Here is a 21,543-nt window from a genome sequence, read left to right as displayed (position 1 = left end):
TCAGTAGAGCCGAGCCGACGCTCGGCTTGCGCGCGCAGCGCGCCTGCATCGTTCGCCAAACAGCAGCCGAGCGTGGGCTCGGCTCTACAGGAGCGCTTCATCGGTAGCGCCGGGCCATGCCCGGCGGATGACGGTCAGAGCAGCGCTTCGATCGCGCTGCGCAGCTGCTCCGGTGCGGTGGTCGGCGCATAGCGCGCCACCACCTGCCCCTGCCGGTCGAGCAGGAACTTGCTGAAATTCCACTTGATGCGGGCGATGCCGAGCAGGCCGCGCTTCTCGTGCGACAGCCACGTCCACAGCGGGTCGGCGCCCTCGCCGTTGACCTCGATCTTCTGCGACAGCGGGAAGCTGACCGGATAGTCCAGCGAACAGAACTGGCGGATCTGCGCCGCGTCACCCGGCTCCTGCCCACCGAACTGGTTGCAGGGGAAGCCGATCACCACCAGGCCACGATCGCGGTACGCCTGCCACAGCTGCTCCAGGCCGGTGTACTGCGGGGTGAAGCCGCAGCGGCTGGCGACGTTGACCAGCAGCATCGGGCGGCCCTGGTACTGCGCCAGCGCCTGCGGCTGGCCGTCCAGGTCCACGAAACCGAAGTCGAAGGCGTTGGGCATGGCATGCGGTCCGGGTGGGGTGTCCCATGGTAATCGCAGGCCGTGCCGGTTGGCGCTGCCGGGCATGCCTTTTGACACAAGTGGCGCCCGCGCCCGGCGGGTTACCCTCGGGCACTTGTTTGCCTTACCGGAGTACCGCCTTGACCACCCGCCTTGCCCTTGCCGTGGCCATGACCCTCGGCCTTGCCCTGCCCGCCTATTCGGCCAGCGCCGCCACCCCGGCCGCTGCTGCCAACGCCCAGCAGGCCAACCCGTTCTTCGCCGAAAGCCCGCTGCCGCTGCACTTCCCGCAGTTCGACAAGATCAAGGACAGCGACTTCGCCCCGGCCTTCGACGCCGGCATGGCGCAGCAGCTGAAGGAAGTGGAGGCAATCGCCAACACCAAGGCCAAGCCGACCTTCGACAACACCATCATCGCCCTGGAAAAGAGCGGTGACGTGCTGGACCGCGCGACCACCGTGTTCTTCAGCCTGGTCGGCGCCGACACCAACGATGCGCGCAAGAAGCTGCAGGCCGACTACTCGGCAAAGTTCGCCGCGCACAGCGATGCGATCGCGCTGAACGGCAAGCTGTTCGCCCGCATCCAGGCGCTGTATGACACCCGCAACCAGCTGGGCCTGGACGCCGAAGGCGTGCGCGTGGTCGAGAAGTACTACGACAACTACGTGCGCGCCGGCGCCAAGCTGTCCGAGGCCGACAAGGCCACGCTGAAGGGCATGAACGCCGAGCTGGCCAACCTGGGCACGAAGTTCAGCCAGAACGTGCAGTCGGAAGTGAACGCTTCGGCGATCACCGTCGACGACGTCAAGCAGCTCGACGGCCTGTCCCAGGAACAGATCGCCGCCGCCGCCGAAGCCGCCAAGGCCCGTGGCCTGGACGGCAAGTACGTGATCACCCTGCTCAACACCACCGGCCAGCCGCCGCTGACCAACCTGGCCAACCGCGCGCTGCGCCAGAAGATCTACGAAGCCTCGATCACCCGCGGCAGCCGCGGCGGTGAGTTCGACAACACCGCACTGGTCTCGCGCATCATGCAGCTGCGTGCCGACAAGGCCAAGCTGATGGGCTTTGCGAACTTCGCCGCCTACAACCTGACCAACCAGACCGCCAAGACCCCCGAAGCGGTCAACGCGATGCTGGGCAAGCTGGCCCCGGCCGCCGTGGCCAACGCCAAGCGCGAAGCCGCCGACCTGCAGGCGATGATCGACAAGGAACAGAAGGCCGCCGGCAAGAAGACCTTCGCCCTCGAGCCGTGGGACTGGGCGTTCTACAGCGAGAAGGTGCGCCAGGCCAAGTACAACTTCGACGAATCCCAGCTCAAGCCGTACTTCGAAATGAAGAACGTGCTGGAGAACGGCGTGTTCTTCGCCGCCAACCAGGAATTCGGCCTGACCTTCAAGCAGCGCACCGACCTGCCGGTCTACCACGACGACGTCACCGTCTATGACGTGTTCGATGCCGACGGCAGCCAGCTGGCGATCTTCATCTTCGACCCGTACGCGCGTGCATCCAAGCGCGGTGGCGCCTGGATGAACTCCTACGTCTCGCAGTCCAAGCTGACCGGCTTCAAGCCGGTGGTCGCCAACCACCTGAACATCCCCAAGCCGCCGGCCGGCCAGCCGACCCTGCTGACCTGGGATGAGGTGAGCACCACCTTCCACGAGTTCGGCCACGCCCTGCACGGCATGTTCTCCAACGTGAAGTACCCGTACTTCTCGGGCACCGCCGTGCCGCGCGACTTCGTCGAGTTCCCCTCGCAGGTCAACGAAATGTGGGCCGACAACCCGGCCATCCTGAAGAACTACGCCAAGCACTACCAGAACGGCTCGGCGATGCCGCAGGCGCTGCTGGACAAGGTGCTGGCCGCGGCCAAGTTCAACCAGGGCTTCGCCACCACCGAGTACCTGGGTGCAGCGATGCTGGACCAGAACTGGCACCAGCTGGCCGCCGACAAGGTGCCGGCGGCCAAGGACGTGATGGCCTTCGAGCGCGCCGCGCTGGAGAAGGACGGCATCTACTACGCGCCGGTTCCGCCGCGCTACCGGACCCCGTACTTCAGCCACATCATGGGCGGCTACTCGGCCGGCTACTACGCCTACATCTGGTCGGAAGTGCTGGACGCCAACACCCAGAAGTGGTTCAAGGACAACGGTGGCCTGAGCCGCAAGAACGGCGACCACTTCCGCGCCACCCTGCTGTCCAAGGGCGGCAGCGTGGATGCCATGCAGCTGTTCCGCGATTTCGCCGGCCACGAGCCGCAGATCGAACCGCTGCTGGAAAAGCGTGGCCTGACCGGCGCCGGCAACTGATCGCCCGCGCAGTCGCGTGAAACGAAAATCGCCCGGGAAACCGGGCGGTTTTTTTCCATCCGCCGGGGTCAGAGCCCATTTCCATGAAATGGGATCTGACCCCGGGGTCGGATCCCTTTCCAACGGAAAGGGCTCTGACCCCGACCATGAACTCAACGCGGCGCCACGTACCCGCCGCGCACACCTTCCGGCGACAGCACCAGCTGCCACAGCTGCGCATGCCGGCAGCGGAAGGTGGCCATCGACCCGGCCAGGTAGAACCGCCACATGCGGCGGAAATGCTCGTCGTAGCGCGCATCCAGCTGCGGCCACGCCGCTTCCACGTTGCGCCGCCAGGCCTGCAGGGTCAGGTCGTAGTCGGTGCCGAAGTTGTGCCAGTCCTCCAGCACGAAGCGCCCCTCGAAGGCCCGGGTGATCTGCACCGCCGAAGGCAGCATCGAATTGGGAAAAATGTAGCGGGCGATCCACGGATCGGTGCGGTGCCGCGACACATTCGTGCCGATGCTGTGCAACAGCAGCAACCCACGGGGCGACAGGCAGCGCCGGGCCACCTCGAAGAAGCTGTCGTAGTTCTTGTCACCCACGTGCTCGAACATGCCGATGGAAAACACCGCATCGAACGGCTCGTCCAGTTCGCGGTAATCCTGCAGGCGGATCTCGATCGGCAGGCCAGCGCACAGCTCGCGCGCGTAGGCCGCCTGCTCCTGCGAAATGGTCACGCCCACGCCACTGACGCCATGGCGCTCAGCAGCAAACTTCAACGCCTCGCCCCAGCCACAGCCGATGTCGAGCACGCGCTGGCCCGGCCGCAGGCCCAGCTTGCGGCAGACCAGGTCGAGCTTGGCCTCCTGCGCGGCATCCAGGTCGGCGGCATTGCGCCAGTAGCCACAGCTGTACACCATGCGCCTGCCCAGCATGGCCCGGTACAGGTCGTTGCCAAGGTCGTAATGGCGGCGGCCGACTTCATAGCTGCCCTGCCCGGCCTGCAGGTTGAACAGCCGCGCCTTCAGCGCATCGGCCACCTCGCGCCAGCCATGCACGCGTTCGTCCAGGTGCGCCATCATCAGGTGGACCAGGAAATCATCCAGGACGTTGGCATCCCACCAGCCGTCCATGTAGCTCTCGCCCAGGCCGAGCGAGCCGTGGCCCATGACCCGCGCGAAGAAGCGCGGGTCATGCACCTGGATATCCTGTGGCTGGGTGCCGCCGATGCGGACCCCGGCTTCCTGGAGCAGGTCGGCAACCCGCTCCTGCAACCCTGTGTCCACGCGTCCTCCGTCTGCGGTTACCCGCGTGCGAACAGCGCCACGTAATCCTTGGCCACGTGCGGCAGCAGCACTGCGGCCGGCACATCGGCCGTCTGCGTGCCGTCCGAATACGGGCCCACCTGGTAGGGCGGGAACACGAAACGCAGCGCCGTGATCTGGCCCTTGTCGTCGGTCAGCGGCTGGAACTGGCTGAAGTTCTCGGCCTGCGGGCCGGTGCCCTCGGCAATCATCCGCGAGGCGTTGCGCAGCGATTCCTGCAGGTCCGCCGGCTCCATGTCCTCGCCGCTGAGGCGGGTGGCCACGCGCTCGCGCAGCTGGTCGGCAACGAAATCGCTGATCGCCTTCCAGCCCTTGTCATCGGCCACCAGCGTGCTGGCGCTCAGCATCTGCTGCTGCTGCGGCAGCCATACGAAGCGCGCCACCAGCGGCTCGCCGTGGGCGCCACCGGTATAGCGGCTGCCATCGGCACTGACCACCACCAGCTGCGGGGTCTCCAGCACCTTCTCGAAGCTCAGCGACAGCTCGTAGGGCATGGTCGGCTTGTCGTTGCCCAGGCCGTCCAGCGCCTGCTGCAGATCGCCGCGGGCGGAGGTGGCGTATTCCTGCAGCGCGCGCGCCAGGCCCGGGTAGCGGTCGATGCCGGCCGGGTAGCTGATGCCGACGACTTCGCGTTCGTTGTTCTCCACCACATCGCGCAGATCCAGCGGTGCTTCAGTGGCAGGCGTGGGTTCGGCCGCGGTGGCTTCTGCCGCCGGCGCCGCCTCGGGGGCCGGAGCCGCCTCTTCGCCACGCTGGCAACCGGCCAGCAACAGCACGCCCATTGCGCCGGCCAGCGCGCTCGCACGCAGTGGCCGGTTGTTTCCAGTCTTCATCGGGATCCCCTGTTCATGTTCGTACATCATCGCCTGCGATGGCTGAAGCGTGGCCCGCTGCATTCAGCCTACCAGCAGGTCGTGAAACTCCTCGTGGCGCTGCAGGAAGGCCTCGGCGTAGGCGCAGGCCGGCACCACCTTGTACTTATGCTCGCGGGCGAAGCGCAGCGCGACGCGGGTCAGCTCACCGGCGATGCCGCGGCCGGCGATCGGCTCGGGCACCTCGGTATGGGTGATGACCATGCGCCTGCGCTTGATCTGGTAGTCCAGCAGCGCCCGCTGTCCACGCACATGGGCGATGAAACGGTGGTTGGCCTGGTCGTGCTCGACCTCGTAGGCCAGACCGGGGGGCGTGACCGAAGCCATGGGACTGTCTCCTGCGACGACTGCGCGCATGGTGCGCAGCGGGGCGCCATGACCGCGTGAAGCCTGAACAGGGGCAGGTCTGGACGGTTTGCGTCATATCCCGCCCTCAAGCTGCAGCAATGGCGGTCGCTAACCCCTCTGGAGGGATACGGCCCGATTGGCACGCCCCTTGCGAATGTTGCCCCTGTGTCATGCCTTTGGAGGCCCGCCATGCACCCCAGCGATTCCCACACCGACACCGACCACGCCCTGCTGGAGGGCCTGCTGCAGCTGGCAGTGGAAGGTCAGACCGACGACCAGGATTTCCAGCGGATCGGCGAGGAAGTGTTCTCGCGCCTGCTCGACACCTACGGCCAGCAGACCCGGGCGGCCTGAGCCGCCACGCGGGCCGGATCCTGATGGATCCGACCCGTGCCCCTCAGCGGCCGAACCCGAAGGTCGGGTTCGACAGCTGGGCCAGGAAGTGGCTGAAGATGGCCGGCTGCATGGCCAGCATGAAGATCACGCCAAAGGCGGCACCGGCCAGATGCGCGCTGTGGTTGATGCGGTCACCGCCACGCTTGTCCATCCAGATGCTGTAGCCGACGTAGAACACGGCATAGATGATGGCCGGCGCCGGAATGAAGAACACCAGGATGATCGTCCACGGGCTGAGCAGGATGAAGGCGAACAGCACCGCCGACACCGCGCCCGACGCACCCAGGCTCAGGTAGTTCGGGTTCTTCTGGTTCTTCAGGTAGCTGGGCAGGATCGATACCAGCAGCGCGCCCAGGTAGAACGCCGGGTAGGTCAGCCAGCTGCCGGTCAACGCCAGCATCACCTTCTCGATCTGCCCGCCGAAGAAGAACAGCGTGATCATGTTGAAGATCAGGTGCGACCAGTCGGCGTGGATGAAGCCGTAGGTGATCAGGCGGTCGTACTGGCGGTGGCGATCCACCGCCGGCGGCCACAGGATCAGGCGGTCGGCCAGCTTGCGGTTGTTGAACGCCATCCACGACAGGACGGCTGTGATGGCGATCAACAGCAGATTGACGGGGGTCATGTCAGCTCAGGCTCAGGCAGTGCGGTAGTTGTCGACCATACGATAGCGTTTTGCATACCAACCGAAGGCCAACGCCGCAACGAACGCGAACCCGGCGAAGAAGAACATCAGGAACGCCGCCTCGCTGAGGCCGGTCCCGGCGATCTTCTCGGTCACCGTGTGGTTGCGCACCGCTGCATTGGACAGCAGCACCCACAGGTTGCCGATGGTGGTGGTCAGGTTCCAGAAACTCATCACCACGCCCTTCATGGCCTGCGGCGCCTGGCTGTAGGCGAACTCCAGGCCGGTGGCCGAGACCAGCACCTCGCCGAAGGTCAGCAGCGCGTACGGCAGCATCTGCCAGAAGATGGACATGGCGTTGCCGCCATCCATCACCACCTGGATGCCGCCCACCACGATCCAGGCCAGGCCGCTGAAGGCGATGCCTGCGGTCATCCGGCGCAGCGCGGTCGGCTCGAAGCCGAAGCGGCGCAGGGCCGGGTACAGCACCAGGTTGTTGAACGGGATCAGGATCATCACCAGCAGCGGGTTCAGTGCCTGCATCTGCGAGGCGGTGAACCAGCTCGGCATCTGCATCTGCTGGCCCTGCAGCACCCAGGTCGAGGCCTTCTGGTCGAACAGCGAGAAGAACGGCGTGGTCAGGGCGAAGATGACCAGCACGCGCAGCACCGAGCGCACGCCTTCCACGGCCTCGGCCGGGTGCTGGGCACGGGCGCGGTCCAGCTGCATCCAGGTACCGCCGCCGATGCCGGCCAGGATCAGCACCAGCGCGATGCACAGGCAGATGACGATGCCCAGGCTGCCGACCAGCCCCAGCGAGGCCACGGCCAGGACCACGCCGGCCACGGCGATGGCCAGGCCCGGACGCCCCTGCCCGGCCACGTGCGTGGTCAGCGCGGTGCGCACCACGTTGGCGAACGAATGCGGATCCTTCGGCGGCAGCGGCACCAGCACGTAGCGCTTGCGGCCCAGCCAGAACACGAAGGTGGCGATGAACATCAGGATGCCCGGGATGCCGAACGCCCACTGCGGGCCCCAGTTCTTCAGCACCAGCGGGATCAGCAGCGAGGCGAACAGCGAGCCGAAGTTGATGATCCAGTAGAAGGCATCGAAGACGAACTTGGCCAGGTGCTTGTTGCTCTGGTCGAACTGGTCACCCATGAACGAGGCCACCAGCGGCTTGATGCCACCGGCGCCCAGCGCGATCAGGCCCAGACCGAGGAAGAAGCCCTCGCGGCTGTTCTCGAACAGCGCAAGGCAGAGGTGGCCGGCGCAGTAGACCAGGCTGAACCAGAGGATGGTGTGGTACTTGCCGAAGAACTTGTCGGCCAGCCAGCCACCGAGCAGCGGGAAGAAGTACACGCCGATCATGAAGCTGTGCATGATGTCCTTGGCTTCACCGGCGCGGCCTTCTGCAGTGATTTCCTGCAGCAGCAGCGAGGTGATCAGGAACTGCACCAGGATGTTGCGCATCCCGTAGAAGCTGAACCGTTCGCAGGCCTCGTTGCCAATGATGTAGGGGATCTGGCGCGGCATCTTTCCCTGGCCGGCGATGGGGGCGACTGCGTCGTGGCTCATCCTGTAAGGCATTCCTGCAAAGCGAAAGGCGCAAGTTTACGGAAGGCGTGCTTGCGAAGCACGCTGCAGGGCTGCATGACAGCGCCGCCGATCCATGGCAGGCCGCCGCGACCCTGCCGGAAGTCACGGCACATGCACGGCAAAAGCGTAAACTTATCGTTATGCGCCGCCTTCCCCCTGCCCGCCTCCTGCTCGGTTGCTTCGTGCTTCTGCTGGCCGTGCCCGCGTGGGCGCGACCGCAGGCGACGCCGCTGGCCGGCGGCGCGGGCGACGAGGGCCGCCAGCTGACCGTGGCCGCACTGGAACTGCCCAGCCGCGATGACGCGCTGTGGAAGCAGCGCCGCGAGCAGGTGCTGCAGCTGCTGGCCGAACTGCAGCCGGATGTGATCTCGGTGCAGCAGGTACTGCAGCAGCAGGGCCGCAACCCCGCCTGCTGGCTGGCCAGCCGGCTGCGCTACAGCTGCGATTTCGTCACCGCCGACCCGCCCAGCCAGCCCCTGCGCCATGGCAACGCCATGCTGACCCGCCTGCCGGTGAGCGAGGACGGGGTAACCCTGCTGCACCCGCCAGGCACCTTCAGTGCGGCCGGCATGATGCGCGTGCGGCTGGGCGATGCCCAGCTCAACGTCTACGTGGCCCGCCTGCGCCCGGACCCGGATGAGGCCACGGCACGCCAGCACCAGACCAGTGACCTGATGACCTGGATCGGCGCCACTTCCGAGGGCATGCCGAGCCTGATCGCCGGTGATTTCGCTGCCGGCACCAGCGAACTGGTACGCAGCACGCCCGGCTTCCAGCCGGCCCGGCGCAACCCCGGCGGCAAGCCGGAAGCACCGGCCGCCAGCGGCGGCGGCGCCAGCGGCCACGGCCTGGACGTGCTGTTCCAGGTCAAGCATTTCGGCGGCATCCGCCAGCAACCGATTCTGCTGCCCGCCGACGGCGACCTGCCCGGCCTGCGGCTGGGAGTGATGGCCACGCTGCGGCTGCAGGGTGTGCAGGCTGCAACCGAATGAACGCACCGCTGCGCTCGCCGGGCACGGCCCGGCGCTACCCCCGTTTCCGGCGCCGCGTCACCCCGTTTCCGGCCCGGCGCTACCCCCGTATCAGGTAGCGCCGGGCCATGCCCGGCGGATGCGGTCGCACGAAAACAAAAAGGCCGGGGTTTCCCCCGGCCTCTTCGTTTCATGCCGTTACGGCAATCAGGCGATCGCTTCCTGGTAACGGCGCTCGACTTCGTTCCAGTCGATGACGTTGAAGAACGCGCCGATGTATTCCGGGCGACGGTTCTGGTACTTCAGGTAGTACGCGTGTTCCCACACGTCCAGGCCCAGGATCGGCGTGTTGCCTTCCATCAGCGGGCTGTCCTGGTTGCCGGTGCTTTCCACCACGACCTTCTTGTCCGGGGTCACGCTCAGCCAGGCCCAGCCGCTGCCGAAGCGGGTCAGTGCGGCCTTGGTGAAGGCGTCCTTGAACTTGTCGAAACCGCCCAGGTCCTTGTCGATGGCCTTGGCCACGTCGCCGACCGGGTTGCCGCCGGCGTTGGGAGCCATCACGGTCCAGAACAGCGAGTGGTTGGCGTGGCCACCACCGTTGTTGCGCACCGGACCCTGCAGGTTCTCCGGCAGCGACTTCAGCTTCTTCACCAGCTCTTCGACCGGCAGGTCAGCGTACTCGGTGCCTTCCAGTGCCGCGTTGACGTTGTTGATGTAGGTCTGGTGATGCTTGGTGTGATGGATTTCCATCGTTGCCGCATCGATGTTCGGTTCCAGCGCGTCGTAGGCGTAGGACAGCTTGGGCAGGGTGTAGGCCATGATGCATCTCCTGATAGCGAGGGCACCCGACGGCGTCGTCGGGCGGTGCGCGTTGAATGATGGGGACAGACCGCCAGATTACCAAGGGGGATGTAAAGGAAATTGCGTCCTGCAGGTGATTGCACTGGCAATTGTTACGCAGCGGTGACGCATCGGCCGATCCTCATGCACGGTGCAGCGCGCAGGCGCTACAGTGCACGCATTCCCTTCGCCCGCCCGCCCATGCGCAACCCCCGGCTGTTGATCACCGCCATCGCCCTGCTGCTGCTCGGCCTGGTCGCCAACCATTTCCTGCAGCGGCCACCGGCACCGCAGTTCGCACCGGACCTGCAGGGCACGGCCAACCGCAGCACACCGGCTGCGCGTAGCGGCGGCGACCGCAACGACGGCCTGCCCGCCTTCCTGCCGGCCGAGGCGCGCCAGACGATCCCCCTCATCCAGCGCGGCGGGCCCTACCCGCACCGCCAGGACGGCACCACCTTCGGCAACCGCGAGCAGCGCCTGCCGCAGCGGCCGCGCGGCTACTACCGCGAGTACACGGTCGACACCCCCGGTGCCTCCAACCGTGGCGCGCGCCGCATCATCACCGGCGGCGATCCGCCGCAGGCGTGGTACTACACCGACGATCACTACGATTCGTTCCGCAGCTTCACCGTACCGGCCCCGGGAGAACGCCCATGAGCCACGACGATTTCGGCCTCGGCCTGCATGACATCAACAACGCCGGCGTCTACGCCATCGACACCGGCGACATCAGCGACCTGGCTGCGGCCATGCGCGATGCTTCGCTGAAGGTGATCCGCATCGACCTGCACGGCGTGGCCGACAAGCGCACCCTGCTGGCGCGGCTGGCCGCACAGCTCGATTTCCCGGCAGGCTTCGGCGGCAACTGGGATGCGCTGGCCGACAACCTGCGCGACCTGCAGTGGCTGCCCGCACCGGGCTATGCACTGTTCCTGGCCGACGTGGATGCGCTGCGCGCAGGCGCGGCGAAGGATTTCGACACGCTGCTGGATGTGATGGACGAAGCCAGCCGCGACTGGGTCGGGCGTGACGTGCCGTTCTGGGTGTTCCTCTCGCAGAGCGAGTAAACGGTAGCGCCGGGCCACGCCCGGCGAGCGCGCAGCGCGGCATGCGGCGTACAGTCCGCCGTTACCGGCTGCCGTTATCTTCCTGCAGCTCTTTCTTGAACGGGATGTCCGGTGGCGGCCTTGCCACCGCCGGCTGGTCCTGCATGTTCGGGTCAGTCAGGCCGCAGCCACCACCGGCCTGCAGGATCGAGATCACGCAGGAGATCTTCGTGCTGGTACCCGGCAACGGGATCTCCATCGCCTTGACGCCCTTGCGCACCCATTCGGCCAGCAGCGATTCCTGCGGCACCCAGTACTTGTCGAACGAGGTGGGCGTGTAGTCGTACGGCGGCCGCTTCAGCCATCGGCCCGACTCGGCGATGCGCTCCTTGGTCCAGCCATCGTTGGCCCCACCCGGGGCACCACGCTCGGCCTCACCCTTGCCTTCCCCGCCCGGCACCTTCACGCTGCCATCGGCATTGAACAGCCCCTGCCCCGCACCCTGCCCCGCACCCTGCGTGCTGGCCTGCGCTGCACCGCTGCGCGCGCCGTCACGGTTGCGGTCCGAGGCACCCCAATCATCGCCCTTTGCCGGCGTTGCCCAGTTGCCCGGGTCCGGCGCAGGACGCGCACCGGCCTGCGCGGGGGTCGCCGAACTGGTGGCCGGTCGCGCCGATGCCGTACTGGATTGGCGGGCCGCACTGCCGGCCGGGGCCGGCGTCGGTGCATTGCTGGCGCCACTGGAGGGCGACGGCGCAGCGACCGGCGCGTTAGCCACGCTGCGTTCGCGCACCTGCACCTCACGACCGGTCTGCGCACGCACACTGGGTTCGCGGCCAGGCACGGCCGCCATCCGCACCTGCGGGTCGACCACCGCCTGCACTTCGCGCTCGCGCACCTGCACCTCGCGCTGCTGCGGCAGGCGTACCTGCACGTCAGCACTGCGCAACGGCTGCGGCGCCACCGGAGCTTCAAGCGTGGCGACCTCACGCTCCTGCACCTGCACCTCGCGGACCGCCGGGGCAGGCACGGCCAGCGGCACCTGCCGCACCTGCATCGGTACGGCTGGCGCCTGCACGGTCTGTACGCTGCGCTCGCGCACGGCGGGCGTGGTGTCACGCGGCACGATGTTCACTTCGGTGCGCGGCACGCTGACCGGTGGTACCACGAAATCAGTGGTGGCCTCGGCCACTTCGGTGGCCTGCACCGGTGTCGGCGGGGGCGAAGCCTGCGGCGCGGGTTCGCTCTGCACCGGCGGTGGCGGGGTCACCGCGGCGCTGGCGGCCACGGCCGGGGCGGCGACGGCAGGCGCGGCCGGCTGCGGACGTGGCGCACTGGCCTCGCCCGCCGGCTGCCCACTGGCGGTGGCACCGGTTTCGGCAGCGGCCGCCGCCTCGGCGCCGGGCTGGTCGCCGCCGCCCTCCTGCGCACCACGGCCGACAAATTCAATCTGCACGCGCTCACCTTCGGCACCGGCATCCTCCGGCGCACGGGTGCGGATCACTGCCACCCACAACAGCAGCAGGAAGAACAGCAGGTGCAGCAGCGCACTGGCCACGGCCGAGGTCCAGCGCATCCAGCGCTGGTCGCGCGGGGCCGGTTCCCAGTCCTGCCACAGCAGGCGCCGCGCGGCGCCCCATGGGCCCAGCGCCGGCAGCACGCCGGGACGACCGGGCAGCGGTCGTGGCAGCAGCACTGCGATCACATCGCCGGCGTGGAACGGCCGCGCGATCGGTTTCAGCGAGCGCAGCCAGATCGCCCAGCCATACGGCAGGCGCGTGCGTTTTTCGAGGATGAGGGGGTGCTGCTGGCGCGCCAGCAGCAGATCGATGAGTTGCTCGGCTCTGGGCAGAGGCACGCGTTGGCGATCAGGCGGCGTTGCCGCGGGGGATGTACGGCGCGTGGCCGCTGTCATGGTCGGTCGCATCGCGCACGGCGGTGACGCCCGGCACGCGGCCCATCAGGGTCTTCTCGATGCCCTGCTTGAGCGTCACGTCGGCCATGCCACAGCCCTGGCAGCCGCCGCCGAAGCGCAGCAGCACCACGCCATCGGCCGAGACTTCCTGCACCGCGACCTTGCCGCCATGCGAAGCGAGCTGCGGGTTGACTTCGTTTTCCACGACCCAGTGCACGCGCTCGACCAGCGAGGCGGCTTCACCGGGCGCTTCGCCCTTGATGCGCGGGGCCTTGATGGTCAGCTGCTGGGTGCCGGCGTTGCCCGGGACGATGTCGATCTCGGCACCGTCGAGCCAGCCCACGCTGAGTGCGTCGACGTAGAGGGTGAAGCCATCGCAGTCCACCGCCCACTCGTCACCGAGCAGGTCGCTGGGTTCGGCGAACTCCAGGCGGGCGTCTGCGCGCGGGGTGCCGGGGTCGACGGCGCTCAGGCGCACGCCCATGCCGGGCACGCCCTCGCGTTCGATCAGCTTGCGGAAGTGGGTCTGGGCAGTGTCGGAGATCTGGATCATCAGGCTATTCTAGCCAAGTCAGCGTCGGTCGCTCATACGGTTTATACACCGCCCGGCGCATTGTTCAGTCAACACGAGGTGGAGGAACCCATGTCCGACCTGATTCCGCTGGCGCAGGCGCGTTGCGTGCCGCGCAAGGGCAGCGATCACAAGCTGGGCGAGGCCCGCCTGGCCGAACTGCTGCCGCAGGTGCCGGGCTGGGAACTGGCCGAGGCCGGCCAGGCGCTGGTGCGCACGTTCCGCTTCAAGGATTACTACGCCACCATGGCCTTCGTGAACGCGCTGGCCTGGATCGCCCACCACGAGGACCACCACCCGGACCTGGGCGTGCATTACGACCGCGCCGTCGTGCGCTACTCCACCCATGACGTGGGCGGGCTGAGCGAGAACGACTTCATCTGCGCAGCCAAGACCTCGGCCCTGACGGAGCACGTGAAATGAATGTTCGACTGCTGAGCCTGTCCCTGCTCGCCGCCACCGGCCTGGCCGGCTGTGGTTCGTCCGAGCCGCCGGCGCCGCCGGCCGCCCCGCCCACCGAGGTGGCGGCAGTGAAAACCCCGCCGCCGCAGTACCCCATGGAACTGGCCTGCACCGGCGTGGGCGGCACCAGCACCTTCAAGGTCACCATCGGCACCGATGGCCGCCCCAGCGAGGTCCTGCTGCTGACCGGCGCCGGCAACGCGCAGCTGGACGACCTGGCCCGGACCGCCGTGCAGGCCTGGGAGTTCAAGGCCGCCACCCGCAACGGCCAGGCCGTGCCCGCCACCATCCAGGTACCGGTCAGCTTCAACCCGCCGCAGCCGAAGCCGGACCAGTGCTTCGCCATCGAAGAGCGGATGCGCCGCGGCGGCTGAAGGCCGCGTAGCGACGAGGCCAGCCGACGCCCGCCTCGCCCCCGCCTCCCCGGCTTGCCCGGGGCGGTTGCTGAATGACCAGGAACGCGTCGGTAAATGCTGCAGATCTCCCCGGAAAACTTCTGGATCGCGCTTGCGGTCACCCTTGCTGCCGGCCTGGCGACAGCCATCGGCAGCCTGCTGGTGCTGTTCTCGCGCCGGCCCAGCCCCCGCCTGCTGGCCTTCGGCCTGGCCTTTGCCGGCGGCGCGATGGTGTATGTCTCGCTGTCGGAAATCCTGAACAAATCGATCGCATCGTTCGCACTGGCCTATGGCGAGCGCAGCGGTTTCACCTACGGCACCATCGCCTTCCTGCTGGGCGTGCTGGCCATCGTGGCGATCGATCACCTGATCCCGAACCCGCACGAGACGCTGGATTCGAAGGAACCGGCGTTCCTCGACAACAACAAGGCCTACATCAAGCGCGTCGGCCTGCTGACCGCCGTGGCGATCACCGCGCACAACTTTCCCGAGGGCCTGGCGACCTTCTTCGCGACCGTGGAAAGCCCGTCAGTGGGCATGCCGCTCGCCTTCGCCATCGCCATCCACAACATTCCCGAGGGCATCGCGATCGCGGTGCCGGTGTACTTCGCCACACAGAGCAAGCTGCATGCCTTCCTGGCCAGCCTGCTGTCGGGCCTGGCCGAGCCGGTGGGCGCGGTGCTCGGCTACTTCCTGCTGAAGGGCTCGCTGTCGCACGCCACGTTCGGCTGGGTGTTCGGGCTGATTGCCGGCGTGATGGTGTTCCTGGCGCTGGATGAGCTGCTGCCTGCAGCCAAGCGCTATGCCAAGGGCCACGAGACGGTGTACGGGCTCGTGGCGGGCATGGGCACGCTGGCGATCAGCCTGGTGTTGTTCAAATGGTGATCGGTTCCCGGCCAACGGGCTGAGCCCCCTCGCGGCCGGCCATCTAGAGCATCGGTCGAGGTCACGGGCGGGGCCGGCTTGCAGGGGACGCCGTGAACCCATCCATGGGGGCTTGTCCGCGGCATCCATGCCGCAGACACCCCTGCAAGCCGACCCCGCCCGTGCCCCGTCATTTTTCCGTGCACGCCAGCCGCGCGATGAAAAAACTGAAGAGCGAAGCGCGCGCTGCGCGCGTAAGTCGAGCGTGGCTCGACTCTACAAAGGTTCCCTACTTCAGCCGGTCCAGCGCTTCGACCAGCTCATCGGCCAGCGGTGCGTTCAGCACGTACGGGGTCTTGCCGGCGTCCAGCGCAAACTCCAGCGAGGCCGCGTGCAGGAACAGGCGCTTCAGCCCGATCTGCTCACGAAGCCGCTTGTTCACTGCCGGATCGCCGTATTTGTCGTCACCGGCCACCGGATGACCCAGATGCTGGGCATGCACGCGGATCTGGTGGGTACGCCCCGTTTCGATGCGCACTTCGCAGTACGAATGGCCGCCCTTGCGCTCAAGCACGCGGAAGTGGCTGATCGACTCCTTGCCGATCGCGTTGACCTGGACGTGGCGCTCGCCACCCTGGCGCAGGCCCACGTGCAGCGGCGCGTCGACCGTCATCACGCCGTCGGGCATGCGGCCAGCCAGCAGGGTCAGGTAGCGCTTGCGGATGCCGGCGCCGTGGTCTTCACGCAGCAGTGCCTGCAGCTCGCTCAACGCTGAACGCTTCTTGGCCACGATCAGCAGGCCGGAGGTGTCGCGATCCAACCGGTGGACCAGCTCCAGGGTCTGCCCCGGGCGCAGGGCGCGCAGGGTCTCGATGGCGCCGAAGCTGATGCCGCTGCCGCCATGGCTGGCCACGCCGGTCGGCTTGTTCAGGGCCAGCAGGCGCGCATCCTCGAAGACAATGGCCTGCTCCAGGCGGCGCATGAAGGACTCGGGCGGACCGGCCTTGTCTCCTTCTTCAGTGAGACGAACCGGCGGCACACGCACCTCGTCGCCGGCCTCCAGCTTGCGCTCGGCCTTGGCGCGGCCGCCGTTCACGCGGACCTGGCCGCTGCGCACCAGCTTGTAGACCAGGCTGCGCGGGGCGCCCTTGAGCTGGCCCAGCAGGAAATTGTCCAGGCGCTGCCCGGCACGGTCCTCGGGAACGGTGATCATGCGCACGGAAGGCTTGTCGCCGGCTGGCTTGGTAGGGTCTGAGGCAGTCATCTGGCTGTTTATTCTGTTACACTCGGGGGGCGAGATAAGGGATTGATTTTGTTGGAAGTTACTCAGGGCCAGAAGCCCAGCTTCCGACGAATCCGGCACAGTGCGCGACCACCGCCCGCGGGGCGGCCATGTTAGCGGCTCACCGGCCTTCCCGGCCATCGCCGGATGCCTGACACGCAACCGTGCTGAACATGTCCCGCGCGGCGCTCCAGCCTGGCTGACAGCTGCCGCCGGCCCTGCAACACCCCAAAACCAGAAAAGTGAAGCGCTCCCGCGGCCTGCCGTGGTGTCGTAGCGCTGGAAACCCAAGCCGCCCTCCCCGCGCATGCGCGAATGGGCGGCGAACCGTGTCCAGAGGCGAAACCCCATGGCGTTCCGCGCGGTAGCCGCTTGCGAGGAACGCAACAATGAAGCGAATGCTGATCAACGCCACGCAGGCTGAAGAGCTGCGTGTTGCCATCGTCGATGGCCAGTCGTTGTATGACATCGATATCGAGCAGCCGGCGAAGGAACAGAAGAAGTCCAACATCTACAAGGGCCGGATCTTCCGCATCGAGCCCTCGCTGGAAGCGGCCTTCGTCGAATACGGTGGTGGCCGCCATGGCTTCCTGCCGCTGAAGGAAATTTCCCGCGACTACTTCCAGGCCGGTGTCGACCACAACAAGGCCGGCATCCGCGAGCTGCTGAAGGAAGGCCAGGAAATCGTCGTCCAGGTGGACAAGGAAGAGCGTGGCAACAAGGGCGCCGCCCTGACCACGTTCATCTCGCTGGCCGGCCGTTACATGGTGCTGATGCCGAACTCGCCGAGCGCGGGCGGTGTCTCCCGTCGCATCGAAGGCGAAGACCGGGCTGCCCTGAAGGACGCCCTGGACAAGCTGAACATCCCCGACGACATGGGCGTGATCATCCGCACCGCCGGCGTCGGCCGCGATGCCGAAGAACTGCAGTGGGATCTGGACTACCTGCTGAACGTCTGGCGCGCGATCGCCGAGGCGGCCCTGAGCAAGCCGGCACCGTTCCTGATCTACCAGGAATCGCGCCTGATCGTGCGCGCCCTGCGTGACTACCTGCGCGCCGACATCGGCGAGATCCTGGTGGACACCGAGGAGATGTACGAGCACGCCCGCGAGTTCATGCAGCAGGTGATGCCGCAGACCCTGCGCAAGCTCAAGCATTACAAGGACGACATCCCGCTGTTCAACCGCTTCCAGATCGAATCGCAGATCGAAGGCGCCTACGAGCGCAACGTGCGCCTGCCGTCAGGCGGCTCGATCGTGGTCGACCAGACCGAAGCGCTGACCGCCGTCGACGTCAACTCCTCGCGCGCCACCAAGGGCAGCGACATCGAGGACACCGCCTTCCAGACCAACCTGGAAGCGGCCGAGGAAGTGGCCCGCCAGCTGCGCCTGCGCGACCTGGGCGGCCTGGTGGTCATCGATTTCATCGACATGGCCTCCAACAAGCACCAGCGTGAGGTCGAGAACCGCCTGGCCAACGCGCTGAAGTACGACCGCGCGCGCGTCCAGGTCGGCCGCATCTCGCGCTTCGGCCTGCTGGAAATGAGCCGCCAGCGCCTGCGCCCGAGCCTGGGTGAATCCAGCCAGATCGTCTGCCCGCGCTGCGACGGCCACGGCCGCATGCGCAGCGTCGAGTCGCTGTCGCTGTCGATCATCCGCGTCGCCGAAGAGCATGCGATGAAGGAGAACACCGGGCAGGTGCTGGTCCAGGCCCCGGTGGAGATCGCCAATTACCTGCTGAACGAGAAGCGCAGCGCCCTGCGCGAGATCGAGAAGCGCCATGAGGCGCCGATCGTGATCGTCGCCGACGAACAGCTGCACACCCCGCACTACACCGTGACCCGCCTGCGCGAGAACGAGCTGGGTGAAGAGAGCAACAAGCCGAGCTACCAGCGCGGCACCCCGCGCAAGCTGCCGGTGCACGCGCTGACCAAGGGCCAGCTGAACATCCCGCCGCCGGCGGTGACCCAGGTCAAGCACACCGCACCGGCCCCGGTGCGTGCCGAAGCCGAACCGGTGGCCGCTCCGGCCCCGGCACCGGTCGCCGCAGCCCCGGCACCGGCCGCCAGTGGCGGCGTGGTCGGCTGGCTGAAGCGCATCTTCGGTGGCGAACCGGCTCCGGCCGCCGCGCCGGCTCCGGCTGCCCGCCAGCCGCAGCAGGACGGTGGCCGCAAGGACCGCAACAAGGATCGCAACAAGGACCGCAAGGACCGTCGCGACGACAGCCGTGGCAATGGCGGCAACGCCAATGCCCAGCAGCAGAAGGACGGCGGCAACCGCAAGGACCGCGGTGAGCAGCGCAAGGACGGCCGCCAGGGCGGCAACAACAACGGCAACGCCCAGCAGCAGCCGCAGCAGGGCAAGCAGAAGGACGCCCAGCAGAAGGATGGCCAGCAGCAGCCGCAGCAGCAGAAGCCGCCGCGCAACGAGCAGCAGGGCCAGAACCCGCAGCAGCAGCCGAAGCTGAAGCAGCCCAAGCAGCCGCGTCCGCAGCAGGACGGCGACAAGCCGGCCGAGAAGCCGCAGCGCACCGCCGCCGAAGCACCGGTCGATACCGCAACGGCAGCGGCCGCTGTCGCCGCCACCGCCGTCGCCGCCAATGCGGTGACCGCGCAGGAAGGCACTGCACCGGCCGCTCCGGTGGCACCGGCTGCACCGGCCGCCGACGTGCTGGTGACTGATGCCGCACCGGCCGCCGATGCCGTCGCCAACGCAGGCGCTGACGCCGACGCGACGGCCGTGTCCGGCGAAGACGCAGCAACCGACGCCTCGGGCGAGCAGGCAGGCGAAGGCGCGACCCGCCGCCGTCGTGGCCGTCGCGGTGGCCGTCGTCGTCGTCGCGGTGGCGCCGAGAATGCCGCCGGTACCGATGCCCTGGGCGATGACCAGGACGACGGTGACGAAAGCGATGACAACGACAACGACAGCACCGAACAGGTCGCCGACCACGCTGCCGAGGCCGCCCCGGTCGCTGCCGCGCAGGCGGGCCGTTCGCAGCCGGAATTCGATTTCGATGACGAAGTCGAGCCGGTGGCCGTGGAAGCCGGGAAGCCGGCCCGTGCGCCGGTGGCTGTTGCCGCTGCCGCCCCGGTGGTTGCCGTGAGCAGCGCCGTGGTCGACGCGGTGGCCCCGCAGGATGCTGCCGCCCAGGAATCTGCCGCCAAGGCCGAGCCGAAGCCGCAGCCGGTGCAGACCAGCATGCTGGACGAGATCGACGCCGCAACCCCGGCCCAGCCGGCAGCGCCGGTGGCCGTGGTCGCCGAGGCCAAGCCGGTTGTCGAGGAGGCCGCTGTTGTGGCCGCGCCGGCACCGGTGGTCGTCGAAGCCGCTCCGGTGGTTGAAGTGGCTCCGGTCGTCGAAGCCAAGCCGGTGATTGCTGAAACCGCCCCGGTGGTTGAAGCCGCACCGGTCGTGGCGGACGTCGCTCCGGTGGTGGAAGCCGCTCCGGTGGTTGAAGCAAAGCCGGTCGTCGAGGCCGCCCCGGTGGTCGAAACCGCACCGATCGTCGAGCAGCCGGCCGCGCCGGTGGCTGTCGAAGCCGCGCCGGTTGAAGCTGCCGCACCGGTGGCCGAAGCCGTGGTGACGCCGTCCATCGACCCGGTGGCCGACGGCCACGCCGATTCGGCCAGCCAGGCCGCCGATGCCCAGGCATCGGACGAAGACGAAGAGGCCGCCAAGCGCACGCCGCCGGCGAACTGATCGTTCTTTGATCGCTTGAAACGAAACGGCGGGGATCGATGATCCCCGCCGTTTTTGTTTGTACGTCCGGCACTGCATGGGTGGATGCCAACCGTGGTTGGCGCCGTTGATTCAACGCACGCGGACACGCCCGTGCCAACCAAGGTTGGCACCTGCCAGAGGGCCGGAGCTCGGGCACCGCCTTGGTAGATGCCAACCTTGGTTGGCGCCGTCGATTCAACGCACGCGGACGCGCCCGTGCCAATCAAGGTTGGCACCTACCAGAGCGCCTTTGATTCAACGCACGCCGGCCCTGCCGGAGCACGGGCACCACCCTGGTAGATGCCAACCTTGGTTGGCGCCGTCGATTCAACGCACGCGGACGCACCCGTGCCAACCAAGGTTGGCACCTACCAGAGCGCCGTTGCTTCAACGCGCGCGGACACGCCCGTGCCAACCAAGGTTGGCACCTGCCAGAGCGCCGTTGATTCAACGCACGCGGACGCGCCCGTGCCAACCAACGTTGGCACCTGCCAGAGCATGAAATCCCGCGGCGTCAGCGCGCCGGGGCGAACTGCAACCGGGTCCAGACGCCGTAATGGTCCGAGGCAAAGCGGCCGCTGTCGTCGGGCTGGTCGAACAGGATCTTCGCTTCGCGCGCGACCATCCGGTCCTGCTGGAAGAAGATGTGGTCGATACGCGAGGGCGCCTGGTAATAGTGGCGGTTCAACGTGCTCACACCGGCCAGGTCGGTATTCACGTGCACGCTGCCATAGCTGTCGCCGTAATGGCTGCGCAGCTCGCTCAGGTCGCCCGCGTCCACCAGCGCGTTGAAATCACCGGCGATCACCACGGGCGCGCCCGCCGATGTCCCGGTGATGAAGCGCAGCAGGTCTTCCACCTGGCTGCGGCGGATGCCTTGGCCACGCTCGTCGCTGCGTTCGTTCAGATGCGTGGCATAGACGTTCACCGGCTGTCCGTCCACGTCGATGCGCAGATGGGCCACGGTGCGGTAGTCATCCAGCGGCTGCAGCAGGTGCTCGCCATGGGCCAGGATCGGGCGGCGGGTCAGCAGCGCGTTGCCGTAGCGCTTGGGCGCCCCCACCGGATCGGTGGAAACGAACACGTACTTGTAGCCGAGCTGGCTGGCCAGCCACTGCGCCTGGTTGCGCACATTGCGCCGCTGGATCACTTCCTGCAGCGCGATGGCATCGGGTTGCAGGCGCTTGAGCTCGGCCAGGATCGTGCGCCGACGGGTCGGCCAGTCCTCGCGGTCGTGGTGCAGGTTGAACGTCACCATACCCATGCCGGGCGCAGTGGACACCTCGGCCGCGACCGGCGCCGCCTCTGCCGCCTGCTGCGCCGGTGCCAGCCCCGGCAGGGCCAGTGCGATTGCCAGCCCCAGGCCGCGCAATGCCACGCGCGCCCTCCCCTGCTTCAACGCCAT

20 protein-coding genes are annotated in these 21,543 nt (G+C 67.7%); 9 read left to right on the top strand and 11 right to left on the bottom strand.

Annotated elements, in window-relative coordinates; all coding sequences use genetic code 11:
- Positions 1-134: 134 nt before the first annotated feature.
- The gene (locus C1926_RS03275; RefSeq protein ID WP_108758238.1) at positions 135-614 is read right to left on the bottom strand and encodes a glutathione peroxidase; all 480 of its coding nucleotides are present in this window, start codon (positions 612-614) and stop codon (positions 135-137) included.
- 140 nt (positions 615-754) lie between these two features.
- On the opposite strand from C1926_RS03275, the gene C1926_RS03270 reads away from it, so the two are divergent.
- A complete protein-coding gene (locus C1926_RS03270) occupies positions 755-2,923 on the top strand; it encodes a M3 family metallopeptidase (RefSeq protein WP_108758237.1) in 2,169 nt (722 codons plus the stop codon).
- 152 nt (positions 2,924-3,075) lie between these two features.
- Here the strand turns inward: C1926_RS03270 and cfa are convergent, their stop codons facing one another.
- The 3 genes from cfa to C1926_RS03255 form a co-directional block, all read right to left on the bottom strand.
- Complete coding sequence (gene cfa / locus C1926_RS03265) at positions 3,076-4,191, bottom strand: cyclopropane fatty acyl phospholipid synthase (RefSeq protein ID WP_079222460.1); 1,116 nt, start codon at positions 4,189-4,191, stop codon at positions 3,076-3,078.
- Between the two features lie 17 nt (positions 4,192-4,208).
- A complete protein-coding gene (locus C1926_RS03260) occupies positions 4,209-5,063 on the bottom strand; it encodes a DUF3298 and DUF4163 domain-containing protein (protein ID WP_174214075.1) in 855 nt (284 codons plus the stop codon).
- A 63-nt stretch (positions 5,064-5,126) separates the two neighbouring features.
- Positions 5,127-5,429, bottom strand: coding sequence for a GNAT family N-acetyltransferase (locus tag C1926_RS03255; protein WP_079222461.1), 303 nt, complete (start codon positions 5,427-5,429; stop codon positions 5,127-5,129).
- Between the two features lie 210 nt (positions 5,430-5,639).
- On the opposite strand from C1926_RS03255, the gene C1926_RS21655 reads away from it, so the two are divergent.
- Positions 5,640-5,804 (top strand): hypothetical protein, encoded by a 165-nt coding sequence (locus C1926_RS21655; protein WP_174208690.1) that lies wholly within the window; start codon positions 5,640-5,642, stop codon positions 5,802-5,804.
- Positions 5,805-5,847: 43 nt separating this feature from the next.
- Here C1926_RS21655 and C1926_RS03250 read toward each other — a convergent pair whose 3' ends face one another.
- Complete coding sequence (locus tag C1926_RS03250; RefSeq protein ID WP_079222462.1) at positions 5,848-6,471, bottom strand: rhomboid family intramembrane serine protease; 624 nt, start codon at positions 6,469-6,471, stop codon at positions 5,848-5,850.
- Between the two features lie 12 nt (positions 6,472-6,483).
- On the bottom strand, positions 6,484-8,049 hold the full coding sequence (locus C1926_RS03245) for an oligopeptide:H+ symporter (protein WP_108758236.1): 1,566 nt from the start codon (positions 8,047-8,049) through the stop codon (positions 6,484-6,486).
- Positions 8,050-8,210: 161 nt separating this feature from the next.
- On the opposite strand from C1926_RS03245, the gene C1926_RS03240 reads away from it, so the two are divergent.
- The gene (locus C1926_RS03240; RefSeq protein WP_108758235.1) at positions 8,211-9,062 is read left to right on the top strand and encodes an endonuclease/exonuclease/phosphatase family protein; all 852 of its coding nucleotides are present in this window, start codon (positions 8,211-8,213) and stop codon (positions 9,060-9,062) included.
- Positions 9,063-9,248: 186 nt separating this feature from the next.
- On the opposite strand, the gene C1926_RS03235 is transcribed toward C1926_RS03240, so the two are convergent.
- Positions 9,249-9,860, bottom strand: a complete 612-nt coding sequence (locus tag C1926_RS03235) for a superoxide dismutase (RefSeq protein ID WP_079222465.1) — start codon at positions 9,858-9,860, stop codon at positions 9,249-9,251.
- A gap of 222 nt (positions 9,861-10,082) precedes the next feature.
- On the opposite strand from C1926_RS03235, the gene C1926_RS03230 reads away from it, so the two are divergent.
- Both C1926_RS03230 and C1926_RS03225 read left to right on the top strand, forming a co-directional pair.
- Positions 10,083-10,541: a ribonuclease domain-containing protein gene (locus tag C1926_RS03230; protein ID WP_108760619.1), complete on the top strand. Its 459-nt coding sequence runs from the start codon at positions 10,083-10,085 to the stop codon at positions 10,539-10,541.
- Complete coding sequence (locus tag C1926_RS03225) at positions 10,538-10,951, top strand: barstar family protein (RefSeq protein WP_079222467.1); 414 nt, start codon at positions 10,538-10,540, stop codon at positions 10,949-10,951. Before C1926_RS03230 ends, C1926_RS03225 begins: the two co-directional genes overlap by 4 nt.
- 61 nt (positions 10,952-11,012) lie before the next feature.
- Here the strand turns inward: C1926_RS03225 and C1926_RS03220 are convergent, their stop codons facing one another.
- Both C1926_RS03220 and C1926_RS03215 read right to left on the bottom strand, forming a co-directional pair.
- Positions 11,013-12,788, bottom strand: a complete 1,776-nt coding sequence (locus C1926_RS03220) for a hypothetical protein (RefSeq protein WP_108758234.1) — start codon at positions 12,786-12,788, stop codon at positions 11,013-11,015.
- A 10-nt stretch (positions 12,789-12,798) separates the two neighbouring features.
- Complete coding sequence (locus C1926_RS03215) at positions 12,799-13,398, bottom strand: NfuA family Fe-S biogenesis protein (RefSeq protein ID WP_079222469.1); 600 nt, start codon at positions 13,396-13,398, stop codon at positions 12,799-12,801.
- A gap of 90 nt (positions 13,399-13,488) precedes the next feature.
- Here C1926_RS03215 and C1926_RS03210 point away from each other — a divergent pair, with 90 nt between their 5' ends.
- The 3 genes from C1926_RS03210 to zupT all read left to right on the top strand — a co-directional run bounded on the left by C1926_RS03210 (position 13,489) and on the right by zupT (position 15,158).
- A complete protein-coding gene (locus C1926_RS03210; protein WP_079222470.1) occupies positions 13,489-13,839 on the top strand; it encodes a 4a-hydroxytetrahydrobiopterin dehydratase in 351 nt (116 codons plus the stop codon).
- Positions 13,836-14,252, top strand: coding sequence for an energy transducer TonB (locus tag C1926_RS03205; RefSeq protein ID WP_079222471.1), 417 nt, complete (start codon positions 13,836-13,838; stop codon positions 14,250-14,252). The genes C1926_RS03210 and C1926_RS03205 overlap by 4 nt, the downstream gene beginning before the upstream one ends.
- A 96-nt stretch (positions 14,253-14,348) precedes the next feature.
- A complete protein-coding gene (gene zupT, locus C1926_RS03200; protein WP_079222472.1) occupies positions 14,349-15,158 on the top strand; it encodes a zinc transporter ZupT in 810 nt (269 codons plus the stop codon).
- A 268-nt stretch (positions 15,159-15,426) separates the two neighbouring features.
- Here the strand turns inward: zupT and C1926_RS03195 are convergent, their stop codons facing one another.
- Positions 15,427-16,401 carry an RluA family pseudouridine synthase gene (locus tag C1926_RS03195; RefSeq protein ID WP_108758233.1) on the bottom strand — a complete coding sequence of 325 codons (975 nt, stop codon included), beginning with the start codon at positions 16,399-16,401 and terminating at the stop codon, positions 15,427-15,429.
- Positions 16,402-16,808: 407 nt separating this feature from the next.
- On the opposite strand from C1926_RS03195, the gene rne reads away from it, so the two are divergent.
- Entirely contained in the window at positions 16,809-20,117 is a 3,309-nt protein-coding gene (gene rne / locus C1926_RS03190) for a ribonuclease E (RefSeq protein WP_108758232.1), read from the top strand.
- A gap of 535 nt (positions 20,118-20,652) precedes the next feature.
- Here the strand turns inward: rne and C1926_RS03185 are convergent.
- Positions 20,653-21,543, bottom strand: a complete 891-nt coding sequence (locus C1926_RS03185) for an endonuclease/exonuclease/phosphatase family protein (protein ID WP_108758231.1) — start codon at positions 21,541-21,543, stop codon at positions 20,653-20,655.

The sequence above is a fragment of the Stenotrophomonas sp. ZAC14A_NAIMI4_1 genome (genome assembly GCF_003086915.1).
Taxonomy (GTDB): domain Bacteria; phylum Pseudomonadota; class Gammaproteobacteria; order Xanthomonadales; family Xanthomonadaceae; genus Stenotrophomonas.
Note: the sequence above shows the minus strand (reverse complement) of the source record. Positions and strands in the feature narration are given on the sequence as shown.